Below are 13,164 nucleotides of genomic sequence, written 5' to 3'. Positions count from 1 at the left end.
ACAAAAGAAGAGGGCGCGCGGGGGAGCGCGCGCCCAGTTGATCCGGCAGGCAGGCTTGGGGGTCTGTCCGCGGGGAGTCCGTGTCAGGTCCTGGTCTTGGCCTCGGGCGCCTCGGCGGGTTTCGCCGGTTCGGCCTTGGAATCCTCCCTGAGGATGGCGCCCGCGCCGGAGATGTCGGTCTCCAGCTCGGCGGGCTTGGTCAGCAGGGTGATGTTGCCCATGCCCGAAATCTCCAGGTCGGCCCGGCCGGTGGGCGCGATCCTGGCGTGGCCGGCGCCCGAGATGTCGACGTTGGCGTCGCGGACCTTGAGCTCGCCGAGATCGGCGTTGCCCGCGCCAGAGATCTTCAGGTCGAGCTTGTCGGTCTGGCCGCTGGCCCGCACGTCGGCCGCCCCGGCGAGGTAGAGCGTCAGTTCGGCCTGGCGGTAGTTCTCCAGGCGGAGCCGGGTCGCGCCGGCCAGGTCGAAGCGATGGACGCCCGGCGCGGTGACCACGACCGTGAGGCGGCGGTTCATCCAGTGGTGGCGGCGCAGCCGAAGTTCGCCGTCCCGCAGGCTGACGCGCTCCACGGCGCCCGCCGGGCCGGTGACGACGACGCTGCCGGGCCCGTCGGCCTGGACGTAGCGGATCTCGGCCGGGACGCGGACCTTCAGGGTCGGTCCGCCGTTCCAGGAGAGGGTGCGGGTCGTCTGGGGGCCGCTGGCCGGGCCGTCTTCGAGATCGAAGTCGGCGTCGAAGTCACGGTCCCAGCCCCAGTGGTCGTGACCGTCCCAGTGGCTGGAGGCGATGTTCCAGCTGCCGCGGGCGATGGCGTCGGGTCCGCCGATCATGACGGCGGCGGTGAGGCAGGCCACCGCGAGCAGGAAGCCCGTGACGGCGATCATGGTGAGAACGCGGATCATGGACCTTCCTCCTTAAGCCTGGGGCTCGAGCGCCGGCTTCAGCAGGCGGTAGTGGAGCCGGCCGTACCAGACGAGGGCGTTGACGAGGCCGATGGTGATCAGGGTGAGCACGGCGCCGGCCGAGGCCGAGCCGGCCATGACGCCGATGCCGGCCAGGATGCCCGCCGCGATGCCGCCCGGGGGATCGGCGAAGGGCGAGACGGCGAAGACGACGCCGCCGGCGAGGAAGCCCGCGATGACGGCGATGAACAGGCCGAACAGGGCGGTCGCCACGCCCATCAGGATCGGCAGCAGGATCAGGATGTCGATGGCCCCCAGGCCCAGCACCGCGAAGACGGCGGCCGCCGCCGACGAGGGGCTGCGTTCCTCGCGCCAGCGGTTGAGGGTGGCTTCGGCGCGCAGTTCGCGGGCCAGCCGGTCGGGATCGCCGAGGGCGGCGGCCACCTCGGCCTCGGTGCGGCCGGCGGCCTCGCCCTCGGTGAAGTGGGCCTCGTAGTCGGCCATGATGTCGGCCACGGCCTGCGGGGGCAGGCCGCGCAGGCCCTCCCGCAACCGGGCCATGAAAGCCTGGCGTGTCATTGCGCCCCTCCAAGGATGTCGTCGACGGCGCCGGAGAACGATTTCCAGGCCGCCTGTTGCGAGGCGAAACTCCGCCTCCCGGCCTCGGTGAGCCGGTAGTACTTGCGCGGCGGGCCGGCGGGGCTCTCGACGAGATAGGTCTCGACGAGGCCGTCCGACTGCAACCGGCGCATCAGAGGATAGATGGTGCCTTCGCCCATCCCGATGGCGTCGGACAGGCGGCTGGCGATCTCATAGGCGTAGCTGTCGTGCTGATGAAGCAGGGCCAGAACGCAGAGTTCGAGCGCCCCTTTCTTCAGCTGGATCTCTATGGCTTCCGGCACGGCGGAGCTCCTTCCCGAGCTCTGATGTACCGCCAGCTAGCGGGCGTCGCAAGGTAGCGTGCATTAAACGTTAGTAACGTGTGCTGCTCCGTGTAACGCCTTGACAGGCGCCCGGCCGGCGGGGAGACCCGTCGCCGGATGGGGGGCGGCACGGTCCGGTCTTGAGCATCGATCCCTTCGCGACGCTGACCCAGGCCAATGTCATGGCGGCCGTCCAGCACGCCGCCGCCTTGCAGACCGCCGGGCGCCTGGCCGAGGCGGCGGACCTTTGGGCGCGGATCGCCGCCGCGGCGCCCGGCAGCGCCGAGGTCCGATTCAATCTCGGGGCCGTGTTGCTGGGCCTGGAGCGCTTCGAGGCCGCCGAGCAGGCGTTCCGGGACGCCCTGGCCCGCAAGCCGGACATGGCGGCGGCGCTCCACCGGCTCGGCAACCTCCTGCAGGCCACCGGCCGCTGGGACGAGGCCGAACCGCTGTACGTCCAGGCGCTCCGGCTCGAGCCGCAGCTCTGGAGGGCCCGGCTGGACCTCGCCCACATCCACCTGGGCCGCGGCGACTATCGGCAGGGCTGGCCCCTGTTCGAAGCCCGACGAAGCCTGGGCGACGCCCACATCGACGCCCCGCCGTTCCCGCGCCCCTGGCAGGGCGAGCCGCTGGCGGGCCGCTCGATCCTCGTCTGGCCCGAGCAGGGGTTCGGGGACCAGATCCAGTTCGCCAGGTTCGTCCCCGGGCTCGCGGCGCAAGGCGCCGACGTGACCCTGGTCGCCCCTCCCGAGCTCTCGGCCCTGTTCGCCGACCTGGGCGTGCGGGTGGTCGAGCGCTCGGCCCAGATGGCGCTTCCCGAACCCGACTACTGGACGTGGCTCCAGTCGATTCCGGGATTCCTGGGGACCGCGCCCGGCGCCTTGCCGGCGTCGGCGTATCTTTCGGCGCCCGCCGATCGGCGGGACCGCTGGCGGGACTTCGCGCCGAAGGGCGGGGTGGGCGTCATGTGGCAGGGGCGGGCGACGCCCAACCCGCACCGCTCGCTACCGGCGTTCGGGATCCTGCGGCCGCTGGCCGAGGCCGGCGCCGAGCTGATCGAGCTTTCGCCGCCGCCGGATGGCGACTTCGCCGACGTGGCGGCGCAGATGGAGCGCCTCGACCTCATCGTCAGCATCGACACCGCCGCGGCGCACTTGGCCGGCGCGCTCGGCAAGCCCTGCTGGATCCTGCTGCCGTGGTTCAACGCCGACTGGCGCTGGATGCAGGGCAGGGCGGATTCGCCGTGGTATCCGTCGGCCCGACTGTTCCGGCAGCCGGCGCACGGCGACTGGGACAGCGTCGTGGCCGAACTCGTCGCCGCATGGCGCGCGCGTCCTAGCTCCTGACCTTCACGTATTCCCCGGGCGCGTCGCAGACGGGCTTCAGCGGCCCCTTGGCCGGATCGCGGGCGGGGACCATCTTGCCCGACCTGGCCTTGAGCCATTCGGCCCAGCGGGGCCACCAGGAGCCCGGCGTCTCCTTGGCGGCGGCCTGCCATTCTTCGAGCGTCGGCGGGAGCTGGTCGCAGGTCCAGTGCTGGTACTTGTTCGCCGCCGGGGCGTTGATGACGCCGGCGATGTGGCCGGAGCCCGCCATGGTGAAGGTCACCGGCCCGCCGAACAGCCTCGCGCCCTTGTAGACCGAGCGAGCCGGGGCGATGTGGTCCTCGCGCGACGACTGGACGTAGACCGGGATCTTCACGTCGCCCAGGTTCAGCTTCACCCCGTCCAGCACCAGCTCGCCCTTGGCCAGGGCGTTCTCGCCGTAGAACTTGCGCAGGTAGAAGAGATGCAGCGTCTTCGGCATCCGTGTCTGGTCCGAGTTCCAGAACAGGAGGTCGAAGGGCTTGGGCTCCTTGCCCAGCAGGTAGTTGTTCACGAAGAACGACCAGATCAGGTCGTTGGCGCGCAGGGCGTTGAAGGTGTCGGCCATGGCCTGGCCCGACAGCACGCCGCCGCCCTCGTCCATCCGCCGCTCCAGCTCCTGGAGCCATTCCTCGTTGGTGAAGAGCAGGAGGTCGCCGGCTTCCGAGAAGTCCTGCTGGGCGGCGAAGAAGGTGGCCGAGGCGATCGGCTGGACTTTCCGGGCGGCCATGTGGGCGAGGGTCGCCGAGAGCAGGGTGCCGCCGATGCAGTAGCCGACGGCGTTCACGTGGGGCGTGCCGCATTGCTCGATGGCCGCCGCGGCCCCGGCGTAGATGCCCTCGCGCATGTAGTCCTCGAACGTCTTGGTCGCGAGTTCGGGCGTGGGGTTCACCCACGAGGCGACGAAGACGGTGATCCCCTGGTCCGTAAGCCAGCGGATCATGGAGTTCTCGGGCCGAAGGTCGAGGATGTAGAACTTGTTGATCCAGGGCGGGAAGATCACCAGCGGGATCTCGAAGACCTCCTCCGTCGTGGGAGCATACTGGATCAGCTCGATGATATCGTTCCGGAAGATGACCTTTCCGGGCGCCGTGGCGACGTTCTCGCCGATCTTGAACCGGTCGTAGTCGGTCTGGGCGATCGAGAGCTGGCCGCCGCCGCGCTGGAGGTCGGCGGCGAAGTTCTCCATCCCGCGCACCAGGCTCTCGCCGTGGGTGGCCATGACCTCCTTCAGCGCCGCCGGATTGGAGGCCAGGAAGTTCGACGGCGAGAAGGCGTCGGTCAGCATCTTCATGAAGAACTCGACCCGGCGCTTCTCCATGGGGTCGACGCCGTCCACCTCGGCCACCAGGCCGTTCAGCCAGTTGGACGTGAGCAGGTAGGACTGCTTGATCACGTCGAAGACCGGGTTCTCGCTCCAGTCCGGATCGGCGAAGCGCTTGTCGCCCTTGGCGGGCTCGACGACCGGGGCCGTGGGCTCGCCCACCATGCGCCGGGCCGCCGACTGCCAGAGGTCCAGGTAGCGGGAGAAGAGGTCGGCCTGGGCCCGCATCATCCGGTCGGGCTGGGCGGCGAGGCGGCCGATCACCTCGGTGAGCGCGGGGGCCACGTGGAAGGGGTCGGGCGAGAGCGCGGCGGGCCGATCGGCGCTGCGCAGGGCCATCTCGGCGATGGCGCCCTGGGCCGCGAGCGCGGCGCGGGCGAGGTTCATGGACAGCTTCTCGAGCTGCTCGCGCTGTTCGGCGGTGAGCTGGGCCGGATCGAGGGCAGCCGTCGTTCCGGCCTCGGGGGCTTGCGGCGCCTCGGGCGGAGCCAGCGGCTCCTCGGGCAGCGGCGGCTTCGGGGCGGGCTTCCTCGCCTTCGCCTTGCCTGGCTTGGCCGTCGTCTCGCTCATCGAAGCGGTCCTCCCGTGGACGAAAGACTTCTCACGCTCTTCCGCCTTTGGCGATCATCGCATAAGAGCGTGGACAATATGAATGCGCCGCGTCCGCTTTTTCCGAACGTCCGCAGCGCCGTCCGGCTCATCGCGGCCTGCGGCGCGGGCGCTCTGCTGTCCGGCTGCATCGGCAATCCACTGGTCGACGCCAAGGTGGACCCGGCCTCGCCGGTGGCCGCGGACGTCGCCCGCCTGACCCGCGCCAACCGCGACTACCCCAGCTTCCGCGACATCCCGAAGTCGCCGCAGGATCTGCGCCCGGTTGCGGCCTATGGCCGCGAGGCCGACGCCATCAAGCTGGCCGGGGACAAGCTGGTGCGCGAGACCGGCCCCGAGACATGGACCCTTGAGAACACCGAGGCCTTCGCCGCCAAGGCGCGGCGGGATTCGGGCCCCGACATCCAGCCGCCACAGCCGGGCGAGGCGGAAGCCTTCGCGCGCGAACTCCGGGAACGAGCTACCCCGCCTCCGCCGCGCTGAACGCGTGCGCGGAGGCGCAAAATTCCCGCAACCCGGCTTGGCGGACTCCGGCCCGGAGTCTATCGATGCCCGTTCCTCAGCTCACCATCCGGCCGCACCGGGCAGTTCGCGGCGCAAGAGCTTCCAGATGACTCCCGAGTTCCATCGCATCCGACGCCTTCCTCCCTACGTCTTCGAGGAAGTGAACCGCATCAAGGCCCGCCTGCGCGGGCAGGGCGTCGACATCATCGACTTCGGCATGGGCAACCCCGACATGCCGACTCCCAAGCACATCGTCGACAAGCTGATCGAGACGGCCCGCGACCCGAAGGCGGGCCGTTACTCCGCCTCCAAGGGCATCCCCGGCCTGCGCAAGGCCATGGCCAACTACTACGGCCGCCGCTTCGGCGTGAAGCTGAACCCCGACACCGAGGTGATCGCCACGCTGGGGTCTAAGGAAGGCTTCGCCAACCTCGCCCAGGCGCTGACCGCCCCGGGCGACGTTATCGTCTGCCCGAACCCGGCCTATCCGATCCACGCCTACGGCTTCATCATGGCCGGCGGCGTCATCCGCCATGTGCCGGCGCCGTCCCCCGAGGAATACCTGTCGGGCATCAGCCGGGCGGTGAAGCACTCGGCGCCGCCACCCAGCGTGCTGATCGTCAGCTATCCGTCGAACCCGACAGCCCAGTGGGTCGACCTCGACTTCTACAAGGAGGTCGTGGCGCTGGCGAAGAAGCACGACATGCTCGTGCTTTCGGACATCGCCTATTCCGAGATCTACTTCGACGACAACCCGCCGCCGTCGATCCTGCAGGTGGACGGGGCCAAGGACATCGCCGTCGAGGTCAATTCGCTGTCCAAGACCTACGCCATGGCCGGCTGGCGGGTCGGCATGGTGGTCGGCAACGAGCGCATGTGCGCGGCGCTCGCGCGGGTGAAGTCCTACCTCGACTACGGCGCCTACATGCCGATCCAGGTGGCGGCCGCCGCCGCGCTGAACGGGCCGCAGGACTGCGTCGACGAGATCCGGGCGATCTACAAAAGCCGCCGGGACACGCTGATCGACTCCATGCGCCGGGCCGGCTGGGACATCCCCGCGCCGCCGGCCTCGATGTTCGCCTGGGCGCCGCTGCCGGAGCAATATAAGGAAGCCGGCTCCATGCTGTTCTCCAAGCTCCTGGTCGAGGAAGCGGGCGTCGCGGTCGCGCCGGGCATGGCCTTCGGCGAGTACGGCGAGGGCTACGTGCGCATCGGCCTGGTCGAGAACGAACAGCGCATCCGCCAGGCGGCCCGCAACGTGAAGAAGTTCCTGACCAACGCCGACGAGATCCTGGCCCGGCACCACAACACGATGGCCGCCCAATGACCGGCCAGGTGACGGGCAAGACCTGGAAGATCGGCGTCGCGGGCCTCGGCACCGTCGGCGCGGGCCTGCTGAACTTCCTTTCGGAGCGCCCGGGCTTCGCGCCGGCCGGCGGGCGGGCCGTGGTGAGCGGCGTCTCGGCGCGCTCGCGCTCCCGGCCCCGGCCGTTCGACATCTCGAACCTGCCCTGGTTCGACGATCCGGTGGCGCTGGCCCAGAGTCCCGAGACGGACCTTTTCGTCGAGCTGATCGGCGGCTCGGACGGCCCCGCCAAAGCGGCGGTCGAGGCGGCGCTGGCCGCCGGCAAGCCGGTCGTCACCGCCAACAAGGCGCTGATCGCCGAGCACGGCGCGGAACTCGCGGCCCTGGCCGAGTCCAAGGGCGCGCCGCTGCTGTTCGAGGCCGCCGTCATGGGCGGCACGCCGGCGGTGAAGATGGTCCGCGAGGCCCTGGTCGGCGACGACATCAAGTCGGTGGCCGGCATCCTCAACGGCACCTGCAACTACATCCTGACCGAGATGGAGGCCACGGGCCGCTCGTTCGAGGAGGTGTTGGCCGAGGCCCAGCGCCTGGGCTACGCCGAGGCCGATCCCACCATGGACGTCGGCGGCTTCGACGCCGCCCACAAGATCACCATCCTGGCCGCGCTCGCCTTCGGCTGCGCGCCGAACTACGCGGCCGCCGAGGTCGAGGGCATCGATCAGATCGAGCTCCTGGACATCCAGCTCGCCAAGGACCTGGGCTACCGGATCAAGCTGGTGGCCTCGGCCGACCGCTCCGAGGACGGCGTCCTGGTCCGCGTGCACCCGTCGCTGGCCCCGCTGAACCATCCGCTGGCCCAGGCCGGCGGGGCGCTGAACGCGCTCTTCATCGAGGGGACCCGCGTTGGGCGAATCTTCGTGCAGGGCCCAGGCGCGGGCGCCGGTCCGACCGCGGCGGCCGTCGCCGCCGACATCGCCGACGTGATGACGGGGGCGGTGCGGCCCGTGTTCCAGGCGCCGGCCCAGACGCTGGCGCCCTTCGAGCCGGTGGAACCGTCGCGCAGCCTGAGCCGCGCCTACCTGCGCTTCCTGGTGAAGGACGAGCCGGGCGTCATCGCGGCGGTGTCGGAGACCCTGGCCGAGGCGGGCGTGTCGATCGAGAGCTTCCTGCAGAAGCCGGTCGAGAACGCGAGCGGCGTTCCGATCGTTCTGACAACCCACGCCGTGGCGGAATCGGTGCTGAACGCCGCCATCGAGCGCATCGCCGGGCTTTCGGCCGTGCTGGACAAACCCAGGATGTTGCGTATCGCGCGCATCTGACATTGACGATGGCCGCGCCTCTGGCTGGAGGCGCCGCCAAAATGGGCGGGAGACGCTGAAGAGATGAGTTCGCAAGGTCTGGATCGCGGTCTGGTGCTGGATGCGGCGCGGGTGACCGAGATCGCCGCGATCGCCGCCTGGAAGCTCGCCGGCCGCGGCGACGAGAAGGCCGCCGACCAGGCGGCCGTGGACGCCATGCGCACGGCGCTGAACGACCTTGAGATCGAGGGCGAGATCGTCATCGGCGAGGGCGAGCGCGACGAGGCGCCGATGCTCTACATCGGCGAGAAGGTTGGCCGGGGCGGCAAGGCGAAGATCGACATCGCCCTCGATCCTCTGGAAGGCACCACGCTCACCGCCAAGGCCATGGCCAACGCGCTCGCCGTGATGGCCTGGGCGCCGAAGGGGACGCTGCTGAATGCCCCCGACACCTACATGGACAAGATCGCCTGCGGTCCGGGCTACCCGGCGGGCGTCATCGACCTGGACGCCTCGCCCGCCGACAACGTCAAGGCGCTGGCGAAGGCCAAGGGGGTGAGCGCGGAGGAGATCACCGTCTGCGTGCTGGACCGACCCCGCCACGCCGAGATCATCGCCTCGTGCCGCGAGGTGGGCGCGCGCATCCACCTGATCACCGACGGCGACGTGGCCGGCGTGATGAACACCGCCGATCCCGACACCGGCATCGACCTCTACCTGGGCCAGGGCGGCGCGCCTGAAGGCGTGCTGGCCTGCGCGGCGCTGAAGTGCGTGGGCGGCCAGTTCCAGGGCCGGCTGGTGTTCCGCAACGCCGACGAGCGGGCCCGCGCCGCGCGGGTGGGGATCACCGACCTCGACAAGAAGTACGACCTGCACGAGATGGTCCGCGCCGACGCGATCTTCGCGGCCACGGGCGTGACCAAGGGCGCGCTGCTGGATGGCGTGCGGTTCCAGGGCGGCTTCGTCCACACCCACACCATCGTCATGGACAGCGCCTCCCAGACGGTGCGCGAACTGCGGATGAAGCGTCCCGCCTGACCGGCGTCCGCTCCTGACGTAGCCGGGAGGTAGCTGCGGCCTCGGACGGGTGGCGACTCAGGAAGCGCCGCCCGATACTCTGCCCGGAAGCGGAGGGGCGAAGCGCAGCATGGCGGAAGGCAGCGGTTACTCGGCCTATCTCGGGGTCAGCCGCTCGCTGAGCGGCCGCCAATGGCGCGCCCGGCCCGCCGACGCCGACATCGTGCGCCGCCACCAGCTCTCCCTCGGCCTCTCCGAGCCCCTGGCCCGGGCTCTGGCCTCGCGCGGCGTGGGCGAGGGGGAGGGGGAAACCTACCTCAATCCAACCCTCAAGGCGCTGTTCCCTGATCCATCGTGCTTCTCGGACATGGATCGGGCCGCCGAGATCCTCGTGGACGCGCTGGAGCGGCGCCGGCGCGTGGTCGTGTTCGCCGACTACGACGTGGATGGCGCGTCATCGGCGGCCCTGCTGGTGCGCTGGTTCCGGGCCATGGGCCTGGAGATCGCCATCTACGTCCCCGACCGGATCACCGAGGGCTATGGCCCGTCGCCGGCGGCTTTCCGCCGCCTGAAGGACGAGGGGGCCGAGCTGGTGGTCACGGTGGACTGCGGGGCCGCGGCGCACGACGCGCTCGCCTGCGCGGCGGAAATCGACCTTCCCGTGGTGGTCATCGACCATCACCTGATGCGGCCGGGCGAGATCCCGGAGGTCGCAGCCCTGGTGAATCCGAACCGCCCCGACTGCGTCTCGGGCCAGGGCCACCTGGCGGCGGCGGGGGTCACCTTCGTCCTGCTGGCCGCCCTGAACCGCGAGGCCCGGAGACGGGGCCTGAAATCCATGGGCGCGAGCGAACCCGACCTTCGCGCCTGGCTCGATCTGGCGGCCATGGGCGCCATCTGCGACGTGACGCGGCTCACGGGCTTCAACCGCGCGCTGACGGCCCAAGGGCTGAAGGTGATGTCCGGCTGGAAGAACCCCGGCCTCGCCGCCCTTATGCAGGTGGCCAAGGCGCAAGGGGCCGCCTCGACCTTCCACGTGGGCTTCCTGCTGGGCCCCCGGATCAACGCCGGCGGGCGGATCGGGCGCTCGGACCTGGGGGCCAGGCTCCTTTCCACGGACGATCCCGAGGAAGCCGCCGCGCTGGCCGCCGAGCTCGACGGGCTGAACGCGTCGCGCAAGGAGGTGGAGCGCGAGGTGCTGGAGGCCGCCGTGGCCAGCATCGAGCGGAGCAACGCCGCCGACGCGCCCTGCCTGATCGTCGCCGAGGACGACTGGCATCCTGGGGTCATCGGCATCGTCGCCGGCCGCCTGCGCGAACGCTACCGCAAGCCCTGCATCGTCATCGGCGTGGACCGCGCCGCCAATGTCGGCAAGGGCTCGGGCCGGTCCCAGCCGGGCGTGAACCTGGGCGCGGCCGTCCAGGCGGCTTTCGAGGAAGGGCTGCTGCTGGCCGGGGGCGGGCACGCCATGGCGGCGGGCCTGTCGGTGCGGCCGGACGCCATTCCCGAGCTGCGCGCCTTCCTGTGCGAGCGGCTGGCCGGAGAGCAAGCCCAGGCCGCCGCCGAGGACGCCCTGGAGATCGACGCCCTGGTCACCGCGCGCGGCTGCGATCGCACCCTCTGGGCCGAGTTCCAGCGACTCGCGCCGTTCGGTCCCGGCAACCCCGAGCCGACCTTCGCCGCGGCCGACGTCCGCATCGAGCGGCCGGTGGCGCTGAAGGGGGGCCACGTGCGCTGCACATTGGCCGATTCGTCCGGCGGGAAGCTCAAGGCCGTGGCGTGGCGGATGGCCGAGACGGACGCCGGCCGCAGGCTCCTGCAGGAGGGCGGCGCGGTGCATGTGGCAGGCCGCCTGAAGCCCGACGACTGGCAGGGCCGGGAGGGCGTCGAGCTCGAAATCGAGGACGTCGCCGATCCGCGCAGAATTTCGGAATAGGGCCTCTTGCGTGGGTGGGGGAGGGCGGATATAGAGCCGCCTCTCGCGCACGCGGTCCCTTCGTCTATCGGTTAGGACGCCAGGTTTTCAACCTGGAGAGAGGGGTTCGACTCCCCTAGGGACTGCCACGCGATCCCCCCCCCGACAGTTCGCACGCTCGACGCCCGCCCAGGTTGCGCGCGCGATTCCCCATTGACGCCGCTCAAGTTACAAGAACAGTGTTATAGTTGGCCTGAGCCGAATGTTTCGGGGGGTAGTGGGCCGAGGGGCGAATGGCTGGTTTCGAATTCGAGCAGGTTGAGGCGCCGCCGCCCGTGCGCATCAGCGGCCGGGTCAAGTGGTTCGACGCGGGCAAGGGCTACGGTTTCATCGTTCCCGACGACCCGTCCCAGACCGACCTGAAGGACGTGCTTCTGCACGTCACCAGCCTGCGCAATTCCGGCCGCGAGCACTGCCTGGAAGGCTCCGTCATCACCTGCGACGTCGTCCGCCGGCCCAAGGGCTGGCAGGTAGCCGAGGTGGTGGAGCTGGATGAGAGCACGGCCACGCCCGCCGAGCGGCCGCGCGTCGACGGCCACGCCCGACGGGAGAGCGGGGTCGCCGCCTCGCGCCCGCCGCGCCGCGCCCTGGAAGCCACGGGTCCCCTGGAGCAGGCCAAGGTGAAGTGGTTCAACCGCGCCAAGGGCTACGGCTTCGTGATCCGCGACAGCGAGCCGGGCGACATCTTTGTCCACATCGAGACCCTGCGCCGTTCCGGCATGGAGGACCTCCAGCCGGGTGAGAATGTCATGGTGCGGTTCGCCGAGGGGCCGAAGGGGCTCGTCGTCGCCGAGATCGAAGCGTCTGGCCTCGTCTGACGATTGGCCCGATAGTCGGCGGACGAACCACCCGGAGCTTATCGCACGTGTTTCCAGAGTTCTTTGGCCGGCGCGGCCTGCTCGCGCTGGGGGTCGCCCTCGCGCTCGCCGGCCAGGCGGCAGCCATCCCCCGGATGTCGCCTGACGCCTGCAAGGGCCAGCCCGAGCTGAAGCCGCTCCAGCCGCTGCAGGTCGTCACCGACAAGGGGGTGCACAGCTTCCAGGTGGAGGTTGCCGACAGCGCTCAGGAGCGGGAATACGGCCTCATGTGCCGAAAGAGCCTGGCGGCGGACCGCGGCATGCTCTTTGTTTTCCCCAAGGCGGACTATCAGGCGTTCTGGATGCGGAACACGCTGATCCCGCTCGACATCGTCTACATCGGCGCGGACGGGAAGGTGGTCTCGATCGTGCGCAACGCCCGGCCGCTGGACGAATCCCCGCTGCCGTCGAGCGGTCCGGCCCTGGGCGTGCTCGAACTGCCCGCCGGCCGTGCGGGCCAGATCGGCCTGCTGCCGGGTGACAGGATCATCCACCGGGCCTTCCCCAAATGACCGACGAAATCCCGGAGCCGCCGGAGGGCTTCGTCCGCTCGGAGGTCAGGGGACCGTTCTCCACCCACAACGGGCCCTATTTCCATCGCCCGGCCAGCGAGGACGGCACGGTGGGGCAGGCGTTCTACGCCTTGCCGCGCCACGCCAACGGCATCGGCTTGGTGCACGGCGGCATGCTCTCGGCGTTCATGGATGGCCTGCTGGCCCAGGCCGTGGGTCGCGGGACAGGCCTCGTGGGCGTCACCATCCACCTCTCCATCGACTTCCTGCACATGGCCCGGGAGGGCGACTGGATCGTCGGCGAAGCCAGGATGACCCGGGCGACCAGGGACGTCGCTTTCGTGGAAGGGGTGGCCCGGGCCCGCGGCGTCGACGTCGTGCGAGCCTCGGGCATATTCAAGCTGATGGCGAAGCGCCGCTGAGGCCTCGCAGCGTTTGCGGAAATCCCGAAACCCCCATATTGCAGGCCTCTCCGACGCGTCCGGGGCGTAGCGCAGCCTGGTAGCGCATCTGCTTTGGGAGCAGAGGGTCGCAGGTTCAAATCCTGCCGCCCCGACCAGCGTTGGGGCCGAA

Annotated in this window: 13 protein-coding genes and 2 tRNA genes; 11 read left to right on the top strand and 4 right to left on the bottom strand. The window is 70.3% G+C overall.

Annotated features, from left to right (window positions below):
* Positions 1–83: 83 nt before the first annotated feature.
* Genes ACK4TT_RS13695 through ACK4TT_RS13685 form a run of 3 tightly spaced genes read right to left on the bottom strand, consistent with a single transcriptional unit; the run spans position 84 to position 1,804 of the window.
* Positions 84–902, bottom strand: coding sequence for a GIN domain-containing protein (locus ACK4TT_RS13695; RefSeq protein WP_410213214.1), 819 nt, complete (start codon positions 900–902; stop codon positions 84–86).
* Between the two features lie 12 nt (positions 903–914).
* Positions 915–1,481 (bottom strand): DUF1700 domain-containing protein, encoded by a 567-nt coding sequence (locus ACK4TT_RS13690; protein WP_409639976.1) that lies wholly within the window; start codon positions 1,479–1,481, stop codon positions 915–917.
* On the bottom strand, positions 1,478–1,804 hold the full coding sequence (locus ACK4TT_RS13685) for a PadR family transcriptional regulator (RefSeq protein WP_409639973.1): 327 nt from the start codon (positions 1,802–1,804) through the stop codon (positions 1,478–1,480). The genes ACK4TT_RS13690 and ACK4TT_RS13685 overlap by 4 nt, the downstream gene beginning before the upstream one ends.
* A 161-nt stretch (positions 1,805–1,965) precedes the next feature.
* On the opposite strand from ACK4TT_RS13685, the gene ACK4TT_RS13680 reads away from it, so the two are divergent.
* On the top strand, positions 1,966–3,171 hold the full coding sequence (locus tag ACK4TT_RS13680; protein ID WP_410213213.1) for a tetratricopeptide repeat protein: 1,206 nt from the start codon (positions 1,966–1,968) through the stop codon (positions 3,169–3,171).
* Here the strand turns inward: ACK4TT_RS13680 and phaC are convergent.
* Entirely contained in the window at positions 3,161–4,900 is a 1,740-nt protein-coding gene (phaC, locus tag ACK4TT_RS13675) for a class I poly(R)-hydroxyalkanoic acid synthase (RefSeq protein WP_410213224.1), read from the bottom strand. The genes ACK4TT_RS13680 and phaC overlap by 11 nt on opposite strands.
* 261 nt (positions 4,901–5,161) lie before the next feature.
* Between phaC and ACK4TT_RS13670 the strand changes: the two genes are divergently transcribed.
* From ACK4TT_RS13670 to ACK4TT_RS13625, 10 genes are all read left to right on the top strand, one after another.
* Positions 5,162–5,605 carry a hypothetical protein gene (locus tag ACK4TT_RS13670; RefSeq protein WP_409639970.1) on the top strand — a complete coding sequence of 148 codons (444 nt, stop codon included), beginning with the start codon at positions 5,162–5,164 and terminating at the stop codon, positions 5,603–5,605.
* A 127-nt stretch (positions 5,606–5,732) separates the two neighbouring features.
* Positions 5,733–6,953, top strand: a complete 1,221-nt coding sequence (locus ACK4TT_RS13665) for an LL-diaminopimelate aminotransferase (protein WP_409639968.1) — start codon at positions 5,733–5,735, stop codon at positions 6,951–6,953.
* An 8-nt stretch (positions 6,954–6,961) separates the two neighbouring features.
* The gene (locus ACK4TT_RS13660) at positions 6,962–8,251 is read left to right on the top strand and encodes a homoserine dehydrogenase (protein ID WP_409640054.1); all 1,290 of its coding nucleotides are present in this window, start codon (positions 6,962–6,964) and stop codon (positions 8,249–8,251) included.
* 63 nt (positions 8,252–8,314) lie between these two features.
* A complete protein-coding gene (glpX, locus tag ACK4TT_RS13655; protein WP_409639965.1) occupies positions 8,315–9,268 on the top strand; it encodes a class II fructose-bisphosphatase in 954 nt (317 codons plus the stop codon).
* 109 nt (positions 9,269–9,377) lie between these two features.
* Complete coding sequence (recJ, locus tag ACK4TT_RS13650; RefSeq protein WP_409639962.1) at positions 9,378–11,183, top strand: single-stranded-DNA-specific exonuclease RecJ; 1,806 nt, start codon at positions 9,378–9,380, stop codon at positions 11,181–11,183.
* Positions 11,184–11,236: 53 nt separating this feature from the next.
* Positions 11,237–11,311, top strand: a tRNA-Glu gene (locus tag ACK4TT_RS13645).
* A gap of 144 nt (positions 11,312–11,455) precedes the next feature.
* The gene (locus ACK4TT_RS13640) at positions 11,456–12,040 is read left to right on the top strand and encodes a cold-shock protein (RefSeq protein WP_409639959.1); all 585 of its coding nucleotides are present in this window, start codon (positions 11,456–11,458) and stop codon (positions 12,038–12,040) included.
* 47 nt (positions 12,041–12,087) lie between these two features.
* Positions 12,088–12,591 carry a DUF192 domain-containing protein gene (locus ACK4TT_RS13635; protein WP_409639956.1) on the top strand — a complete coding sequence of 168 codons (504 nt, stop codon included), beginning with the start codon at positions 12,088–12,090 and terminating at the stop codon, positions 12,589–12,591.
* On the top strand, positions 12,588–13,013 hold the full coding sequence (locus ACK4TT_RS13630; RefSeq protein ID WP_410213212.1) for a PaaI family thioesterase: 426 nt from the start codon (positions 12,588–12,590) through the stop codon (positions 13,011–13,013). Before ACK4TT_RS13635 ends, ACK4TT_RS13630 begins: the two co-directional genes overlap by 4 nt.
* A gap of 60 nt (positions 13,014–13,073) precedes the next feature.
* A tRNA-Pro gene (locus ACK4TT_RS13625) sits at positions 13,074–13,150 on the top strand.
* The last annotated feature ends 14 nt before the right edge of the window (positions 13,151–13,164 follow it).

It is taken from the genome of Phenylobacterium sp., assembly GCF_046463815.1.
In the GTDB taxonomy this organism is placed as follows: Bacteria; Pseudomonadota; Alphaproteobacteria; order Caulobacterales; family Caulobacteraceae; genus Phenylobacterium.
Note: the sequence above shows the minus strand (reverse complement) of the source record. Positions and strands in the feature narration are given on the sequence as shown.

Bases quoted from the DNA above. Each gene is read 5' to 3' on its own strand.
- ACK4TT_RS13695 (WP_410213214.1), bottom strand. From the start codon at position 902: ATGATCCGCGTTCTCACCATGATCGCCGTCACGGGCTTCCTGCTCGCG.
- ACK4TT_RS13690 (WP_409639976.1), bottom strand. From the start codon at position 1,481: ATGACACGCCAGGCTTTCATGGCCCGGTTGCGGGAGGGCCTGCGCGGC.
- phaC (WP_410213224.1), bottom strand. From the start codon at position 4,900: ATGAACCTCGCCCGCGCCGCGCTCGCGGCCCAGGGCGCCATCGCCGAG.
- ACK4TT_RS13670 (WP_409639970.1), top strand. From the start codon at position 5,162: ATGAATGCGCCGCGTCCGCTTTTTCCGAACGTCCGCAGCGCCGTCCGG.
- ACK4TT_RS13665 (WP_409639968.1), top strand. From the start codon at position 5,733: ATGACTCCCGAGTTCCATCGCATCCGACGCCTTCCTCCCTACGTCTTC.
- glpX (WP_409639965.1), top strand. From the start codon at position 8,315: ATGAGTTCGCAAGGTCTGGATCGCGGTCTGGTGCTGGATGCGGCGCGG.
- recJ (WP_409639962.1), top strand. From the start codon at position 9,378: ATGGCGGAAGGCAGCGGTTACTCGGCCTATCTCGGGGTCAGCCGCTCG.
- ACK4TT_RS13640 (WP_409639959.1), top strand. From the start codon at position 11,456: ATGGCTGGTTTCGAATTCGAGCAGGTTGAGGCGCCGCCGCCCGTGCGC.
- ACK4TT_RS13630 (WP_410213212.1), top strand. From the start codon at position 12,588: ATGACCGACGAAATCCCGGAGCCGCCGGAGGGCTTCGTCCGCTCGGAG.